Raw genomic sequence first — 16843 nt, forward strand, 5'->3', positions numbered from 1 at the left:
ATCCGGATAGTAATTATTCCGAAGATAAAATTAGAAGTGTTGTCATTGCTAACTGGATTACTACCAGTGGTATTGCTTCATTATTAGTTAATAAAATTGCAACATTTTCGCAAACACAAATTATAAATGTTTTAACAGCACAGATTAACGATGCAATCTTAAATGACTGGCTAAGCAAGACAAATAATGTTTCATTATTTGATACTAATGAAGGCAAGAACAAAAAATAAACCTTAATGCATTATTAGTAAAGGATTTATTGGTTCGAAGCGGGTATTAAATTATTAAAACCATCTGAAAGCAGAAACATGCTAAAAAGGTACGGATATGCTATAATTAGTACAGAAATTAGTTTCCTGAAAGGTGGTTTTTATGAAAATCCTTGCATTATCTGGCTCAAATGCCAATAATTCATTTAATGAGGCATTGCTTAAATTTATTTCTAAGCATTTTGCCGACAAGTATGATTTTAAGTTTGCAACTGTTAAAGGGTTGCCAATGTTCAAAGAGGGTGAAGATGCTCCTGAAGCAATCCAAACCTTGAGTAAACAAATTGAAGACGCTGATTTGGTTTTAATCGGCTCTCCTGAGCAACAACACTCTGTTACTAGTGCCTTGAGTAGTGCACTTGAGTGGTTATCCTGTGTAACTCACCCATTTAAGGGCAAGCCTGTTGCTATTGTTTCAACTTCACCAATGCCACAAGGTGGTTCTCGTTCACAAAGTCGTTTGAAGAGTTTGTTGACTGCACCAGGCTTTGGCGCTAAGGTCTTTAACGGTGATGAATTCATGATGGGTGTTGCACCAACACAGTTTGATGATAATGGTGACTTGAAAGATGAGTCAACCGTTAAATTCTTAGGTCAATTTTTCGATGAAGTTGATAGTTGGTACGCACAAGTAACTAAGTAGGAGGGCCGAGAATGAAAATATTAGCAATTGTTGGTACAAATGCATCTTTTTCATATAATCGTTTTTTAGCACAATTTATTGCTAAGCGTTATAGTGATAAAGCAGATATTGAAGTAAAAGAAGTTGATAAATTGACTCCTTTCTGCAGAACAGAAATGGCTGATGACTCTATTAAGGCCTGGATTGAAGACATTAAGAGTGCTGATGGCATAGTAATCACTACCCCTGAATATGATCATACTATTCCTGCTGCTTTAAAGAGCAGTCTTGAATGGTTAGGCTCACATGCAGGTCCTAATGTTATGAAGATGAAGCCAGTTGCTGTTGCCGGTGCATCTTATGGTTCACAAGGTACTGGTCGTGCTCAAGAAGATATGCGTGAAATTTTGCTTTCACCTGATATGAGTGCAAATGTTTTGCCAGGAAACGAAGTTTTGATTGGTCAAGCTCCAGATAAGTTTAACAAAGAAACTGGTGAGTTGACTGATGAAGCAACTATTAAGCAGTTAGATGGCATGATGGATAACTTCTTCAAGTTTGTTGAGCAAGCACATAAATAAACTTTTGCCAGTTTAACTGGCAGAGAGTAAAATAACCGGATAGGAGCATCCTATCCGGTTATTTTTGATGTGAAAGGAAGTTGGCATGACTGAACCTGTCGTTTTACCTGTAAAATCTGTGCGAAATCCCCGTGACTTGGGTGGCTATATTGGCTTTGGTGGCCACAAAATTAAAAGTCATCGCTTATTGCGTACAGGCAACATTAGTAAAATAATTCCAAAAGATGAAAAATTTTTGCTTGATTATGGCCTGACTAAAATTATCGATTTACGTTCCCCGGCTGAGTGCAAGGCTAGTCCCGACCAAAAAATACCAGGTGTTGACCATTATGAATTTCCATTGTCAGTCGATGACAATACTGGTGGCAACGGACTAGATATGAGTATAGATTTTGAGCATTATCGCCATGATCAATATGCTGGCTTCTATACTATGTGTCAGAGATATCATGACCATGTCAGCAATAAATTTGCTCAGAATAGTATTCACCAAATTGTCAGTTTAATTGCTAAAACGACTCATGGCTCAGTTTTATACCATTGTTCGGAAGGTAAAGACAGAACAGGATTAGTAACTGTAATATTGCTTTACATTTTAGGAGTAGATTTAGAGACGATTCGACAGGATTATCTTTATTCGAATTTGATGCTCAACGATTACCGCAAGGTTCGTGATGAACAATTTAAAAGAGCCGGAGAAAATGATAAGTTTCGTGCTAACATGCGTATTTTAGGTTCAGTAGCAAATGCGTATATTGATACGAGCTTGATTACAATCAATGAAAACTATGGCGATATTGATTCTTATATTGATAAACAATTAGGAATTGATGAACAGATGCAGGAAAAAATAAGAGAAAACTATTTGGAGAAGTAGGGATAAAATCAATGATAAAAAATTTAGCTTTAGAACAACAAGTGGGACAACATCATGCTTTAGGCACATCAATAACTTTACAAATCTTTGGAGCACTGGATAAAAGCGTCATTAATGATTCTTTTACTTTGATTGATCATTATGAAGATCTGTTAACAGTTAATCGTGATGAATCTGAAGTTATGGATGTAAACCATGCGGCTGGTAAACATCCCGTGCAAGTTTCCAGTGGTACCTATGATTTGATCAAATTGGCAGTAGAAGAGAGCCGAAAAAATTTTGGCTTTAATGCTTTAATTGGTCCAGTCGTTAAACTATGGGCGATTGGTTTTAAGGATGCCCATGTTCCAACTGATGATCAGATTAAAGAAAGGATGAAACTGATTGACCCGTTTAGCGTTGACTTAAATGATGCTGATCAAACCGTCTTTTTGAAAAAGTCAGGAATGGAATTAGATCTTGGCGGTATTGCTAAAGGTTGGATTGCTGATCGCATTAAGGATTACTGGATGGCTTATGGCGTTCATGCTGGAATTATTAATCTTGGCGGCAATATTTTACTTGTTGGTGATTCTCCTAAACGGACTAGTGGTCAGTGGTCAGTGGGAGTGCAGGATCCTAAAGAGCCTCGTGGCAATAATATAGCTTCGGTAATGGTGCCACAATGTTCAGCCGTTACCAGTGGTACTTATGAACGGTACCTGGAAGTTGATGGGCATAAATATCACCATTTAATTGACCCTCGGACTGGCTATCCGGTTGAAACAAATTTAGCTGGAGTCACTACCTTTACTAAGTATTCAGTTGAAGCAGAAATTGAATGCAAGAGGCTGTTTTTTGCAGGTAAGCCGGTAGCTGGTTGGCATGATAATCCTGATCGCATCGGAGCTGTTTTTGTTTATAATGATGAGCACGTTGAGTATGACAATTTTCAAAAATAATAAATTAAAAAGTGCCTCGGAAGGCACTTTTTTGTTACAGTAAGTTTTTGTCTTAAAAGGGAAATGAAAAAGGCGTCATTTTTATTTTTTTAAAATAAAAACGGAGTTCTAATTTTAATTATTTTAAGCAGCTGTTCGACTAATGCTAAAAATGCTGTTAAACAGACCATTGGATAAACCTGGCGTACTGTAAATAATGAAACGGATAAATGATGAATCAAGAGTTTGCTGGATAAACCACGGATTTTGTAAAGCATTTAGCATAGACAAAATAATATAAACAAAAAAATAACTGGCAAAAAAAGACGCAACAGCACCTAATACGCTATCTAGTAAATTGCCAAAATTAGTTGCATGAGGATTTTTATTTGGCACCCATCCTTTAAAAATCTTAACCACCATTTTGCCGATAAAGACAATAATGAAAAAAGCTAAAAAACGGAAAAGCATCAGATTGGTTCCGGGAGTTAATGTGGTTTGAATATTTTGTCCCGTGATCTGACTATAAAGCCAATTGCCGACTGGATTTTGAAAAAGTATTGCTGCAATGAAGACAATGGCAGAAAATACCAAATTGATTATTAGTCTGGTAAAGCCTGTTTGAAATCCTTTATAAGTTTTTAGTGCCAAATAAGCCAGAACAATTAAAGTAACAATCATATTAATCTCCTTTGACGATATTATAGCTTAATTTATGCGTTTAGACTTTGACGATAGTCAAAAAATATTCCATAATTAAAGGGATGCATTGACTTTACAATAAGCCATTTTTAGCGTTAAATTTAAAGGGTGTGAAACAAGGTTTCACGGGTGAAAAATGAATCCTGAACAGTTTGTCCAAGAATTATCAAAACGTAATTTTAAATTAAATGAAAATCAAATCAACCAATTTAACCAATACTTTACCAGTCTGATTGAGACTAATAAAAAAGTTAATCTAACACGAATAACAGAAAAAGATGATGTTTACTTAAAACATTTTTTTGACAGTATTACTCCTCTTTTTACGTTTGGCGAAATATTTACGAAATCTCGGACTTTGTGTGATGTTGGTGCAGGAGCAGGCTTTCCTTCAATTCCTTTAAAAATTATGGTGCCTGAATTACGAGTAACAATAGTTGATTCTCTTGGCAAAAGACTGAACTTTTTGCAGGAATTAGTCACTCAGCTGGACTTGAAGAATGTTGCTTTAGTTCATGGACGTGCAGAAGATGTTGGACAGAATAAGCAGTATCGTGAGCAGTTTGATATTGTAACTGCCCGTGCTGTTGCCAATATGGCTGTGTTGAGTGAATATTGTTTGCCACTAGTTAAGAAAAATGGCAATTTTATCGCTCTCAAAGGACCAAAAGCCGAAGATGAATTAAATTCCAGTCAAAAAGCCTTAAAAACTTTAGGTGGCAAGACAACTGCTGTAAAAGAATTGCAATTGCCTCATAGCAGTGAAGACCGCACGCTGATTTTGGTAAAAAAAGTGCAGGCCACACCTAAAAAGTACCCGCGACAGGCGGGCACACCACACCGTAAACCAATTCAATAAACAGGGGGACTCAAAATGTCATTATTTTCTTCTTTGCGTCATCATGAAGAAATACCTAAAAATAAACAAGTTCAGGATATTGAACTAAGTAAAATTAAACCTAATTCATATCAGCCACGGCATGAGTTTTCTGAAGAATCAATTCGTGAATTAGCAACGACTTTAGATAAAGATGGCTTGCTTCAGCCTATTATTGTGCGTGAAAAGGGCGATGAATATGAAATTGTTGCTGGTGAACGCAGATTGCGGGCCGCAAAACATCTAGCTTGGGAAAAAATTCCGGCTATCGTAAACAATATGGATGATAGTCAAGCTGCTTCATTAGCTTTAATAGAAAACCTGCAAAGAGAAGATTTAAATCCCATTGATGAAGCACAAGCCTATAATAACCTCATGAAGTTAAATAATTTAACACAAACAACTTTGGCTCAAAATATTGGCAAGTCACAATCTTATGTAGCGAACAAGTTGCGCCTTTTAAAGTTAACGCCTAAGGTGCAGAGCTATTTAGCCAGTGGAGAAATTTCTCCTCGTCATGGACGCTGTCTAGTCGGACTTAGTGAAAAAGATCAAAGCCGCGTTCTCGATGAAATTTTGGCTCATAACCTTAATGTGAGCGACACCGAAAAAATAGTTAAAAATGTAGAACAATATTTTGTCGGTAAAAATGCTAAGGATAAAGAAAAAGAGCAGGCTGAAAGAACAAGACGAGCAGCCAATCGAATTCCCAAAGACCTAAAAGTGCAGATTAATACGATTAAAAAGGCAATAAAGCTTGCACAGCAGTCAGGTATTAAGGTTAAGTTTAAGGAAAATAACGATCCTGATGATTATATGATTACTATAGAATTAAAAAGAAAGTAGGAAGGCATGGAAAATATGGTGAGTGTAATTTCGGTTGCTAACCAAAAAGGTGGCGTTGGCAAGACGACCACAACTATTAATTTAGCGGCTTCGATTGCGGAACGCGGATATCAAGTCTTAATTGTGGACATTGATCCGCAAGGTAATGCAACCTCTGGCTTGGGAATAGAAAAATCCGAGATTGATCAAGATATTTATAGTGTTTTGATTAATGATGTTCCGCTTAAAGATACGATTTTCCATACCTCAACTAATCGCTTGGATTTAGTTCCGGCAACTATTAATTTATCAGGTGCTGAAACAGAATTGATTAGTATGATGGCACGTGAAACTCGCTTAAAATCTGCTTTAGATTCAATTAGTGGCAATTATGATTTTATCTTTATTGATTGTCCACCTTCTTTAGGGCAATTGTCGATAAATGCATTTACAGCATCGGATTCAATTTTAATTCCGGTTCAAAGTGAGTATTATGCAATGGAAGGTCTGAGTCAGTTGCTTAATACGATTCGTTTAGTACAAAAACACTTTAACAAAGACCTTGGAGTTGAGGGAGTTTTACTGACAATGCTGGATGCCCGGACTAATCTGGGCGCTGAAGTTGTTAAAGAAGTACGTTCCTATTTTTCTGATAAAGTTTATAAAACTATTATCCCGAGAATTACCAAATTGGCGGAGGCACCTAGTTATGGGGAAGCAATTACTGAGTATGCGCCAAATTCTCGTGGTGCCGAAGTTTATGATGATTTAGCTAAGGAGGTGTTGAAGAATCATGGCAAGAAACTCAAGAAGTAAAGATACAAAAAAACATGGTGGCCTGGGTCGCGGAATTGAAGCCTTGTTTGAAGATGAGCCACAGATTGAAGACAATGAGGAAGAAATTCAGGATTTAAACTTAGGCGATATCAGACCTAATCCATATCAGCCACGCAAAAATTTTGATGATAAGTCTCTTAAAGAGCTGGCTGATTCAATTAAAGAAAACGGGGTTTTTCAACCGATAATCGTCCGTCAGTCAGTTAAGGGCTATGAAATTATCGCTGGTGAACGTCGCTTTCGTGCCTCAAAACTAGCCAAAAAGACTACAATACCTGCCATTGTGCGTGACTTTAGTGAAAGCCAAATGATGGAAGTTGCGGTTCTGGAAAACTTGCAGCGTGAGGATTTAACACCGCTTGAAGAAGCCCAGGCATATGAAATGCTGCAAAAAAACTTAGGCTTAACTCAAGAAGAAGTTTCAAAAAGAATGGGCAAATCCCGTCCTTATATTGCAAATTACTTGCGTTTGCTTACTTTACCGAACAAGACAAAGCATTTGCTTCAGCATGGTGATCTTTCAATGGGTCAGGCCAGAACGCTTTTAGGTTTAAAAAACAAAGACAAGATTGATGAAGTAGCTAAACAAGTGGTTAAAGAAGGAATGCCAGTGCGCAAAGTTGAGGCACTGGTCGCCAATCTTAATGCTAAAAAGCCACGCAAAAAGACAGTGCAGAAGTCACCTTTTGTCCGTGCTACTGAACATCAGCTGGCTAATAAATTGGGTTCAACTGTCAATATTTCTGAAAGTAAAAAAGGCAGTGGTCATTTATCTATTGGCTTTTCTTCAACTGCTGAATTAAACAGAATACTTGATGTACTAGGAGTCGATCTTGATGAATAAAGAAATTTCCTATAGTTTAGCGGACACGGTACTGATGAAAAAGCCTCACGCCTGTAAAACTAATGACTGGGAAATTCTACGCTTAGGAGCAGATATCAGGTTAAAATGCATGGGCTGCGGCCACGTCGTAATGATGCCGCGTTCAAAATTTACACATAACTTTAAAAAAGTTTTAACTAAGGCGAATGATCCGGTCAACACCAAAAATGAGCTTTATGTGCCTAAAAATGAAATAGCACAACCACACTTTAATCAAGATAATAACTAATTTTGTTTTAGAAAGAGGATAAAAAATGTCACTAACTGCTGGGATTGTTGGGCTGCCTAATGTTGGTAAGTCGACCTTGTTTAACGCAATTACTAAAGCGGGGGCGGAAATGGCCAACTATCCGTTTGCTACGATTGAACCGAATGTTGGTATGGTTGAAGTTCCAGACAAGAGACTTGCTAGAATTCAGGAATTGATTCCTGCTAAAAAAATAGTTCATACTACTTTTGAATTTACTGATATTGCCGGCTTAGTTAAGGGAGCTTCAAAAGGAGAAGGTTTGGGTAATAAATTTCTGGAAAATATTCGCCAAACTGATGCCATTATTCATGTTGTCCGTGCTTTTGAAGATGACAATATCACTTCAGTTACTGGCAAAGTAGATCCGGAAGAAGATATCAATACTATTAATCTGGAATTAGCAATTGCTGACTTAGATGCCGTTAATCGTCGGATTAGCAAGGTGAAAAAGATTGCCCAGCAAAATGACAAGGAAGCTAAAGCTGAATATAATGTTTTGCAAAAAATTAAACCGATTTTGGAAGAGGGTAGCGCCGTTCGCTCAATCAAGTTCAATGAAGATGAACAAAAAATTGTTAAGGGCTTGTTCTTGCTAACTGATAAACCAGTTATTTATGTTGCTAATATTGCTGAAAATTCAATGGCCGATCCCGAAAAAGATCAATATTATCAAATTGTTAAAAAGCACGCTGAAAGTGAAAATGCTGAATGTCTAGGAATTTCTGCAGCTACTGAAGAAGAGATTGCTGGTTTGGATGATGATGAAAAAGCGGAGTTTTTAGAAGCTGAAGGGGTAACTGAGTCGGGTCTTGACCGTTTAATCCGGGCAGCCTACCATATTTTGGGACTAAGAACTTTCTTTACAGCTGGTGGTCCTGAGACTCGTGCCTGGACTTTCCATAAGGGGATGAAAGCACCACAAGTGGCTGGAGTTATTCACTCTGATTTTGAACGCGGATTTATTCGCGCGGAAGTAGTTTCATACACCGATTTAGACAAATATGAAACCATGCAGAAAGTTAAAGAAGCTGGTAGGTTGCGTCTTGAAGGGAAAGATTATGAAGTTCAAGATGGCGACATTATTGAATTTAGATTTAACGTTTAGGAAATAATAATGGCAGAAAAGAAAACTGAAGCACAAGCTAAAATAGATACTAACAAGCAGGAAAAACTAAAGGAAAAAGTAATCAATCAAAATATAGATGATGAGGTCAAACAAATGCAGCCTGCCGAGTTGCGTAAACAACTTAGCAATAAAAATTCTGACTATGTTTTTCGCTTGCAAAAAGAACTTGAAACACAAGGCAAGATGAGTCATGAAGAGGCTCAAAAAAGAGTAGATGCGCTCTTGAATGATTTAATAATTGCACAGCGTCATGGTCAACCTGCCAGTACATATTACGGCATGTCACCTAAATTAAAAGCTGCTGACATGTTAAAGCCCAAAAAGAAGAAAGCTTCAGATATTCCGTTTTGGCAATATGCCACGGATAATGCACTGTTTTATGTAGCTTTGCTATTTGGTCTTTTTGGCTTAATTGGTTTATTCCAAAAGAACAACAAATATAATTCAGAGATGGGTGCCTTAACTTTGTTGATTGTTGGTGCTGCACTGGGCGTTTTTATGACGAAGTATAATGAATGGGTCTTACCTAATGGCAGTAAAAATCGCAAGATCCCCTGGTCAAAATTAATTTGGGGTTTTATTTCAATGATGGCATTGCTCTTTATCTGCTTTGGCGTTTTATCTCTGAGAGCATTACAAATTATAAATCCTGTTTTGCCTGGAATATATAATTTAATAATTGCTGCAGTGGTATATGGTATTCGCTGGCTTTTCCGTCGTCATTATCAAATTATCGGCTCTGCTTTTTCACCAGCTGATAGGAGCAAATAGGTGCTTTTTGTCAAGAAAAGAGCTATACTTAGATAACTATATGTTTTAAAGGATAAATAGATTTATCATGAATCTATTTATCCTTTTTAAACTGAATACACGTTTAAAAATAACGCATTAATAAATTAGAAAGAGGTATTTAATGATTAACACGCTGAGTAAGTCAATCAGGCAGTATAAAAAACTGTCTTTGCTGTCACCACTCTTTGTCACTGGTGAAGTTATCATTGAAATGTTAATACCATATTTGGTTGGTATTTTAATTGATAATGGCATTATGAAAGGGAACATGCCCTACATTACTAAAAGCGGTATTGTTTTATTGGTGTTTACGGTTCTTTCACTTGTTTTAGGTGCTGGTGCCAGTTATGCCTCTGCTCATGCTGCAGCTGGGTTTGCAGCCAATTTGCGTAAAGACATGTTTTATCATGTGCAAGATTATTCTTTTGAAAATATTGACAATTTTTCTAGTGCCAGTTTGGTGACGAGAATGACGACTGACGTTAATAACGTTCAGATGTCTTATCAAATATTAATTAGAATTGCTGTCAGAGCGCCAATGATGTTATTGGTGTCAATAATCATGTCTGTTATTGTCAGTCCCCAATTATCACTGGTATTTGTAGTGATTGCACCAGTTTTTGTCATTCTGCTCGGTATCATTATTAAAAGTGCCAGCAAGTATTTTCCTAAGATTTTTAGGGGCTATGACCGCATGAACCAAGTAGTGCGGGAAAACATTCGCGGCATTCGTGAAGTTAAAACCTATGTTCAAGAAGAAGCACAAACAGTTAAATTTAAAAAATCTGCCGGCTTTATCTACAGACTATTTGCAACTGCACAAAAAATCATGTCGCTGAACTCACTTGTTGTTATGGCAGTGTTAAATATTTCTAACTTGGCTATTTGCTGGTTTGGAGCCAAAGAAATTGTTGGTGGCAGTTTACAAACCGGTCAGCTTATCTCAATGTTTTCATATTCAAACTCTGTCTTAGGCAGTTTGAATATGTTGGCAATGATCTTTACACAGCTGGTTGTCTCTGCTGCTAGTGGTCACAGAATTGCTGACGTTATCAATGAAAAGCCATCAATTGAAAATCCACGCAAACCTTTAAAGCATGTAAACAATGGTGAAGTAATTTTTGATCACGTTAATTTTAAATATGATCCAGATGATAAGAACCTGGCTTTAAACAATATCAATCTAACCATTAAACCGGGTGAGACAATTGGTATTATTGGGAAAACCGGGTCATCTAAATCAACCTTAGTATCCATGATTCCACGGCTTTATGATACAGACTCAGGAGCCGTTCGGGTATCTGGACACAATGTAAAATCATATGATTTAAAAACACTGCGCGACAACGTAGCAATGGTTTTGCAAAATAATGTTCTGTTTTCAGGAACCATTAAGGAGAACCTGAAATGGGGTAACGAAAATGCCACTGATGAAGAAATTGTTGCTGCTGCCAAAATTGCTCATGCAGATGATTTTATTCGTGAAATGCCTGACCAATATGAAACTATGGTTGAACAAGGGGGGACTAACGTTTCCGGTGGCCAAAAGCAAAGAATTACAATTGCACGGGCATTGCTGAAGAGGCCTAAGATTTTAATTTTGGATGATTCTACTTCAGCGGTTGATACACAAACTGAGCGTCAAATCCGCGAAGCACTGGTAGAAAATATGCCAGATACCACTAAAATAATTATTTCGCAGAGAATCGTATCCATTAAGGATGCAGACAGAATAATTGTCATGGATGATGGTAAAATTCAAGATATTGGTACACATGAAGAGTTAATGAAACGCAATGATCTGTACAGCTCAATTGCCAAGTTTCAAGAAGAACAAAAGAAGTAGGTGATTAATTTGAATAAAGCAGTGGAAAAACAAAATAGCCAAATCTCTGGTAAACGTTCTGCAATACTGTGGCGTCTGCTTAAATTAGTTGCTAGTACCAGTCCTTGGATGCTTATCAGTTCTACAGTTGCCATAATTCTCACGGCTGCTGCGAATGTTTTAGGATCCTTGTTTATCGAGCGCTTGATAAATACTTACATTATTCCGCTAACTAAAGAGGCCAGACCAGACTTCGGTCCACTTTTGCACGCAATTGCAGTAATGTTTGGCTGTTACGCTATTGGATTCATTTCTAATTATCTTTTTGCAATGTTAATGGCAGTTTTAGCTCAAAAAGTCCAATTCAGAGTGCGGATGGAAATGTTTGAGCACATGGAAAAATTGCCAATTTCTTATTTCGATGAGAATGATTATGGCGACATCATGAGCTGTTATACAAACGACATTGATACGTTGCAACAAATGATTTCACAATCGATTCCACAGTTTATGAACTCAACTTTAAACCTTATTTTCGTTTTAGGTGCGATGTTGGTTTTAAGCTGGCAGCTAACTATTTTTACTTTAATAGTCTTTGCTCTTTCTATTATCGTTGTACGCTTTTTAACGATACGTTCAGCTCATTACTTTAAGCTGCAGCAAAAAGAATTAGGACAAGTTAACGGTTATAATGAAGAAATGCTTAATGGCCTTAAGGTAATTAAAGTCTTTAGCCATGAGCCTGAAGTTGAGCAAGATTTTAATGCTTATAACGATTCATTGCAGGTAGCATCTGGCAAGGCTCATACTTATGCCACGATTTTATTCCCAATTATGGGTAACTTGGGCAACTTGCTTTATGTGTTAATTGCAGTTTTAGGTGGTGCGGTGGCCATCAATCATATTGCACCTCTTTCATTAGGTGTTATTGGTGCCTTTCTGCAGTTATCAAAACAGTTTGCAATGCCGATAGCTCAGATTTCGCAACAGTTAAATTCTATCGTAATGGCATTAGCCGGTGCGGAAAGAATTTTTAAATTAGAAGATCAGATAGTTGAAGTTGATGATGGTGATGTAACCATCACTAAAGACGAAGATGTAAAGGGTGCATGGCACTGGAATGTACCGCAAAAAGATGGGTCAGTGAAGAAAGTTACTGTCAATGGTCATATTGTTTTTGATCATGTTAACTTTGGTTATTCGCCAAATAAACAAATTTTGTATGATATTTCGATTGATGCCAAACCTGGTATGAAAGTAGCGCTGGTTGGTGAAACTGGAGCGGGCAAAACCACTATTTCTAATATGATTAATCGTTTCTACGAAATTAATTCTGGTACTATAACTTATGACGGTATTCCGATTAATAGAATTAAAAAAGATGATTTAAGGCGGTCGTTATCAATAGTATTGCAGGACACACACATGTTTACCGGTACAGTTATGGATAATATCCGTTTTGGTAATGCTGAAGCAAGTGATGATGATGTGTACCAGGCAGCGCACTTATCGCATGCCGATGAATTCATTCATCACTTGGACGAAGGCTATAAAACTATTATCGATGGTAATGGCGGAGATCTGTCTCAGGGTCAAATGCAACTTCTCAGTATTGCGCGGGCGATGATCGCTGATGAACCAGTCATGATTTTAGATGAGGCAACTTCCAGCATTGATACGCAAACTGAAAAGCTAGTGCAGGCTGGTATGGATAATCTGCTTGCAGGACGTACAAGTTTTGTTATTGCCCACCGTCTTTCAACAATTGTTAACTCGGACTTGATTTTAGTACTTGATCATGGTCATATTATTGAAGCCGGTAACCATGAGCAGCTTCTAAAGCAAAAGGGTTACTACTACGAGTTATATACTGGTAAAAAAGAAATACAGTAATTTTTGATTATATTTTCTCAGCATTATGGTGCTGGGAATTTTTTTGCTTAAAAAGACTTGCAAGCAATAATTGCTTGCAGAACTCAGGTTTGTGTTATGGTAAGGTTTAAGAAATTAGCTAGGTCTAAAGCTATTAGCATAGTACTTTATGTAATTTAGGATAATTAAAAAATTGGCCTAGACAAAAGGAATTAAACGATGAATCAAATTTTCCAAATCTTAAGTGAGCGCAGGGGCGATTTGGGCGTAGCCCTATTGCAGCACCTGCAAATCTCATTAGTTTCGCTACTAATTGCAATGGTAATTGCAATGCCTCTGGCTTTTTGGGCAGTAAAACACACCAGGGCTGCGGAATTTTTATTACAAATTGCCAGTATATTGCAGACAATCCCTTCATTGGCACTGTTGGGTTTGCTAATTCCACTTGTAGGAATAGGAACAGTACCTGCTGTGATTGCCTTAGTTGTATACGCCTTATTACCAATTTTTCAGAATACTTATCTGGGTTTAACTGAAATTGACCCTGCTCTTGAAGAAGCTGCAGACGCATTTGGCATGTCTCGTTTGCAAAAGTTGCTTAAAGTAGAATTGCCTTTAGCTATGCCAACAATTATTTCCGGTATTAGGACAGCACTGGTTTTAATTATTGGAACTGCCACTATGGCGGCTTTAATTGGTGCTGGTGGTCTTGGTAGTTTTATTCTATTGGGAATTGACCGTAATAATACCGCATTAATTGTTATAGGAGCAGTATGTTCAGGTATTTTAGCAATCACGTTAAGTGCTTTGATTAAGTGGCTGGAGCATGCGTCGGTTAAAACTGCTTTAGGAATTTTAAGTGTCAGCATTATATTTTTGGCCGGAAGCGGCATTTACCAAGCAGTTACCAGTCAAAAGGAGACTATTATTATTGCCGGCAAGTTGGGTTCTGAACCAGAGATTTTGATCAATATGTATAAAGATTTAATCGAGCAAGACGATTCACATGTGCAGGTGACTCTGAAACCCAATTTTGGTAAAACGACCTTTTTATACAGTGCTTTGAAAAATGGCAAGATTGATATTTACCCTGAATTTACAGGGACCGTTTTGGAAACTTTTGCCAAATCTCCAGTAAAAACAGCAGGACTAAGCGAAAAAGAGACTTATGAAAAAGCTAAAAAATTAATGTATGAGCAAGATAAACTAACTTTGCTTAAACCCATGGCGTATGATAATACTTATGCTTTGGCTGTCAAAACCTCTTTTAAAAATAAAAATCATTTAAAGAAAATCAGTGATTTGGCTAATATTACTAATCAGTTAAAGGGCGGCATGACTTTAGAGTTCATTGACCGTGGGGATGGTTTTAAAGGGATCAAGAAACTATACAAAATCGATTTTCCTGTTAAATCAATGGAGCCGGCTTTGCGCTACCAAGCAATAAACCAGAATAAAGTTAACATCGTTGATGCCTATTCAACTGACAGTGAGTTGCGGCAGTATCATCTAAGTATTTTAAAGGATGACAAACATAACTTCCCTATTTATCAGGGTGCTCCTTTAATGAGTAATGACTTTGCAAATAAGCATCCTCAAATTGTGCATAGTTTGAATAAATTAGCAGGCAGAATTACTGAAAAGCAAATGCAGGAAATGAACTATGAAGTAAACGTTAAAAATATGGATCCGGGACAAGTTGCACATAATTTTTTAGTAAAACAGCATTTGCTTAAGGAGAAGTAAGATGACTTCAGCGATAAAATTTGATCACGTAAAAAAATCGTTTGCTGATAAAGTAGTAGTAAATAACCTTAATCTCGATGTTCAGCAAGGTGAATTATTTGTTTTAGTTGGCAACTCCGGTAGTGGGAAAACAACATCTGTTAAAATGATTAATCGTTTGGAAGACCCAAATTCTGGCCTGGTTTTAGTTAATGAACGGCCCACTACAGAATACAATGTGCAAAAATTGCGCTGGCAAATTGGCTATGTTTTGCAGCAAATTGCACTTTTTCCCAACATGACAGTTGCTCAAAACATTACTCTGATTCCGGCGATCCAGGGTAAGAGCAAGAACCTTGATGAAATAGCTGCACGACTATTAGAAAAAGTGGGGTTAAATCCGCAAGAATATGCCTCAAGATATCCGCATGAATTATCTGGTGGGGAGCAACAGAGGATTGGAATACTACGGGCAATTGCTTCTAAGCCGCCTATTGTCTTAATGGATGAACCGTTTAGTGCCCTTGATCCACTTTCACGGGCAAATTTGCAAAAACTGGTTGTTGACTTGCATCAACAGCTTCATAACACCATTATATTTGTCACTCATGATATGAATGAGGCGCTGCTTTTGGCGGACAGAATTGGTATTATGAAAGATGGGCAATTATTGCAGGTGGACAAACCGGAAGAAGTTTTAAGGCACCCGGCAAATGACTTTGTGAGAGACTTTTTTAAAGGCAGTTTGGGCAATAACTTATACGAAACGCCTTTGAGGCAGGCGGCTTTATTTAATAAATATAAAAAAGATGCTTTAAGGTCACTGCCTGATATGATGGTAATTGGTGAAGAAGAAACTATCGCCAGGCTGCTGCAGCTGTTGTGCGATCATGAAGAAGTGGCAGTGCAAAACCAAAATAAGGAACTTTTAGGATATATTGATCGACAGTGGATAGTGGAATATTTAAATGGTATTAGTAATTTAAACTAAGAAAGCAAGCTGGAAAAATCCAGCTTTTTTAATAAAATAATAAAGTTATGCTTGAATATTAGTAGTTTGTTACAAAATTGTCTAAAATATTAAACATAGATTCTGCTACACTATATTTAGTAGAATAGAAAAACAAAACGAATATAATCAATAAGTAAAAAGAAGGGAAATTAGCCCTATGAAAATTTTAGTTGTTGACGACGATAAAGAAATCGTCGAACTGTTAAGTATTTATCTCAAAAATGAAGGTTATACCCCGGTTGTTGCATATAGTGGCAAGGAAGCAATTACGAAATTAACTACCACTCCGGATATTGCTTTGATGATCTTAGATGTCATGATGCCTAATATGAGTGGGATTGATGTTATCAAGGAAGTTCGTAAAGATTCTGACATTCCTATTATCATTGTGTCTGCTAAAACAGGAGACATGGATAAAATCCAGGGTTTGATTACGGGTGCGGATGACTATGTGTCAAAGCCATTCAATCCATTAGAGGTTATGGCGCGAGTTCGTTCGCTTTTACGTCGCAGTCAAAAACAGGTCAAAGATGATGAACCTGACATTCTTGAAGTTGGACCGCTCATTATTAACCGTGATTCACATGAAGTTAAAACAATTGATGGCAAAGATATTCAGTTGACTGCTTTGGAATTCGGTATTCTGTATCTTCTTGCCAGCCACCCTAATCGTGTATTTTCTGCTGATGAAATTTTTGAACGGGTTTGGCAACAGGAATCGATAGTTTCTGCTAAAACCGTTATGGTGCACGTTTCGCACTTGCGTGACAAGATTCAAACGGCCACAGGCGGCGAAGATGTTATTCAGACTGTTTGGGGTGTAGGCTATAAAGTTGAGGCTTAGCTAG

General features: G+C 37.3%; 17 protein-coding genes and 1 pseudogene. 17 read left to right on the forward strand and 1 reads right to left on the reverse strand.

What is annotated here, in order from left to right; genetic code table 11:
• The 5 genes and pseudogenes from JF76_RS10380 to JF76_RS01260 all read left to right on the forward strand — a co-directional run.
• A pseudogene (locus tag JF76_RS10380) lies at window positions 1-230 on the forward strand (TetR/AcrR family transcriptional regulator); the annotation flags it as partial.
• A gap of 142 nt (window positions 231-372) precedes the next feature.
• A complete protein-coding gene (locus JF76_RS01245; protein ID WP_045927471.1) occupies window positions 373-912 on the forward strand; it encodes an NADPH-dependent FMN reductase in 540 nt (179 codons plus the stop codon).
• An 11-nt stretch (window positions 913-923) separates the two neighbouring features.
• Window positions 924-1472, forward strand: coding sequence for an NADPH-dependent FMN reductase (locus JF76_RS01250; RefSeq protein ID WP_045927472.1), 549 nt, complete (start codon window positions 924-926; stop codon window positions 1470-1472).
• 85 nt (window positions 1473-1557) lie between these two features.
• Window positions 1558-2349 carry a tyrosine-protein phosphatase gene (locus JF76_RS01255; protein ID WP_045927473.1) on the forward strand — a complete coding sequence of 264 codons (792 nt, stop codon included), beginning with the start codon at window positions 1558-1560 and terminating at the stop codon, window positions 2347-2349.
• An 11-nt stretch (window positions 2350-2360) separates the two neighbouring features.
• Window positions 2361-3290 (forward strand): FAD:protein FMN transferase, encoded by a 930-nt coding sequence (locus JF76_RS01260; protein WP_045927474.1) that lies wholly within the window; start codon window positions 2361-2363, stop codon window positions 3288-3290.
• A 123-nt stretch (window positions 3291-3413) separates the two neighbouring features.
• Here JF76_RS01260 and JF76_RS01265 read toward each other — a convergent pair whose 3' ends face one another.
• Entirely contained in the window at window positions 3414-3950 is a 537-nt protein-coding gene (locus tag JF76_RS01265) for a CvpA family protein (RefSeq protein WP_045927475.1), read from the reverse strand.
• Between the two features lie 157 nt (window positions 3951-4107).
• Here JF76_RS01265 and rsmG point away from each other — a divergent pair, with 157 nt between their 5' ends.
• The 12 genes from rsmG to croR all read left to right on the forward strand — a co-directional run bounded on the left by rsmG (window position 4108) and on the right by croR (window position 16839).
• Complete coding sequence (gene rsmG, locus JF76_RS01270; RefSeq protein WP_045927476.1) at window positions 4108-4830, forward strand: 16S rRNA (guanine(527)-N(7))-methyltransferase RsmG; 723 nt, start codon at window positions 4108-4110, stop codon at window positions 4828-4830.
• Between the two features lie 15 nt (window positions 4831-4845).
• The gene (gene noc, locus JF76_RS01275) at window positions 4846-5694 is read left to right on the forward strand and encodes a nucleoid occlusion protein (protein WP_045927477.1); all 849 of its coding nucleotides are present in this window, start codon (window positions 4846-4848) and stop codon (window positions 5692-5694) included.
• A gap of 15 nt (window positions 5695-5709) precedes the next feature.
• On the forward strand, window positions 5710-6489 hold the full coding sequence (locus tag JF76_RS01280; RefSeq protein ID WP_034979054.1) for a ParA family protein: 780 nt from the start codon (window positions 5710-5712) through the stop codon (window positions 6487-6489).
• Window positions 6467-7354: a ParB/RepB/Spo0J family partition protein gene (locus JF76_RS01285; RefSeq protein WP_045927478.1), complete on the forward strand. Its 888-nt coding sequence runs from the start codon at window positions 6467-6469 to the stop codon at window positions 7352-7354. The genes JF76_RS01280 and JF76_RS01285 overlap by 23 nt, the downstream gene beginning before the upstream one ends.
• Window positions 7347-7622, forward strand: a complete 276-nt coding sequence (locus tag JF76_RS01290; protein ID WP_045927479.1) for a DUF951 domain-containing protein — start codon at window positions 7347-7349, stop codon at window positions 7620-7622. The genes JF76_RS01285 and JF76_RS01290 overlap by 8 nt, the downstream gene beginning before the upstream one ends.
• Window positions 7623-7647: 25 nt before the next feature.
• Complete coding sequence (gene ychF, locus JF76_RS01295) at window positions 7648-8748, forward strand: redox-regulated ATPase YchF (protein ID WP_045927480.1); 1101 nt, start codon at window positions 7648-7650, stop codon at window positions 8746-8748.
• A 9-nt stretch (window positions 8749-8757) separates the two neighbouring features.
• Window positions 8758-9540, forward strand: a complete 783-nt coding sequence (locus JF76_RS01300; protein ID WP_045927481.1) for a DUF1129 family protein — start codon at window positions 8758-8760, stop codon at window positions 9538-9540.
• Window positions 9541-9682: 142 nt separating this feature from the next.
• Complete coding sequence (locus tag JF76_RS01305; RefSeq protein ID WP_045927482.1) at window positions 9683-11407, forward strand: ABC transporter ATP-binding protein; 1725 nt, start codon at window positions 9683-9685, stop codon at window positions 11405-11407.
• A complete protein-coding gene (locus JF76_RS01310; RefSeq protein ID WP_156962737.1) occupies window positions 11408-13279 on the forward strand; it encodes an ABC transporter ATP-binding protein in 1872 nt (623 codons plus the stop codon). It abuts the gene before it with no gap.
• A 198-nt stretch (window positions 13280-13477) separates the two neighbouring features.
• The gene (locus tag JF76_RS01315) at window positions 13478-15004 is read left to right on the forward strand and encodes an ABC transporter permease/substrate-binding protein (protein ID WP_045927483.1); all 1527 of its coding nucleotides are present in this window, start codon (window positions 13478-13480) and stop codon (window positions 15002-15004) included.
• A 1-nt stretch (window position 15005) separates the two neighbouring features.
• Window positions 15006-15974, forward strand: coding sequence for an ABC transporter ATP-binding protein (locus tag JF76_RS01320; protein ID WP_045927484.1), 969 nt, complete (start codon window positions 15006-15008; stop codon window positions 15972-15974).
• 178 nt (window positions 15975-16152) lie between these two features.
• Entirely contained in the window at window positions 16153-16839 is a 687-nt protein-coding gene (gene croR, locus JF76_RS01325; protein WP_034978891.1) for a response regulator transcription factor CroR, read from the forward strand.
• Window positions 16840-16843: the final 4 nt, after the last annotated feature.

It is taken from the genome of Lactobacillus kullabergensis, assembly GCF_000967195.1.
Lineage (GTDB): Bacteria > Bacillota > Bacilli > Lactobacillales > Lactobacillaceae > Lactobacillus > Lactobacillus kullabergensis.

Bases quoted from the DNA above. Each gene is read 5' to 3' on its own strand.
- JF76_RS01245 (WP_045927471.1), top strand. From the start codon at position 373: ATGAAAATCCTTGCATTATCTGGCTCAAATGCCAATAATTCATTTAAT.
- JF76_RS01250 (WP_045927472.1), top strand. From the start codon at position 924: ATGAAAATATTAGCAATTGTTGGTACAAATGCATCTTTTTCATATAAT.
- JF76_RS01255 (WP_045927473.1), top strand. From the start codon at position 1,558: ATGACTGAACCTGTCGTTTTACCTGTAAAATCTGTGCGAAATCCCCGT.
- JF76_RS01260 (WP_045927474.1), top strand. From the start codon at position 2,361: ATGATAAAAAATTTAGCTTTAGAACAACAAGTGGGACAACATCATGCT.
- JF76_RS01265 (WP_045927475.1), bottom strand. From the start codon at position 3,950: ATGATTGTTACTTTAATTGTTCTGGCTTATTTGGCACTAAAAACTTAT.
- rsmG (WP_045927476.1), top strand. From the start codon at position 4,108: ATGAATCCTGAACAGTTTGTCCAAGAATTATCAAAACGTAATTTTAAA.
- noc (WP_045927477.1), top strand. From the start codon at position 4,846: ATGTCATTATTTTCTTCTTTGCGTCATCATGAAGAAATACCTAAAAAT.
- JF76_RS01280 (WP_034979054.1), top strand. From the start codon at position 5,710: ATGGTGAGTGTAATTTCGGTTGCTAACCAAAAAGGTGGCGTTGGCAAG.
- JF76_RS01285 (WP_045927478.1), top strand. From the start codon at position 6,467: ATGGCAAGAAACTCAAGAAGTAAAGATACAAAAAAACATGGTGGCCTG.
- JF76_RS01290 (WP_045927479.1), top strand. From the start codon at position 7,347: ATGAATAAAGAAATTTCCTATAGTTTAGCGGACACGGTACTGATGAAA.
- ychF (WP_045927480.1), top strand. From the start codon at position 7,648: ATGTCACTAACTGCTGGGATTGTTGGGCTGCCTAATGTTGGTAAGTCG.
- JF76_RS01300 (WP_045927481.1), top strand. From the start codon at position 8,758: ATGGCAGAAAAGAAAACTGAAGCACAAGCTAAAATAGATACTAACAAG.
- JF76_RS01305 (WP_045927482.1), top strand. From the start codon at position 9,683: ATGATTAACACGCTGAGTAAGTCAATCAGGCAGTATAAAAAACTGTCT.
- JF76_RS01315 (WP_045927483.1), top strand. From the start codon at position 13,478: ATGAATCAAATTTTCCAAATCTTAAGTGAGCGCAGGGGCGATTTGGGC.
- JF76_RS01320 (WP_045927484.1), top strand. From the start codon at position 15,006: ATGACTTCAGCGATAAAATTTGATCACGTAAAAAAATCGTTTGCTGAT.
- croR (WP_034978891.1), top strand. From the start codon at position 16,153: ATGAAAATTTTAGTTGTTGACGACGATAAAGAAATCGTCGAACTGTTA.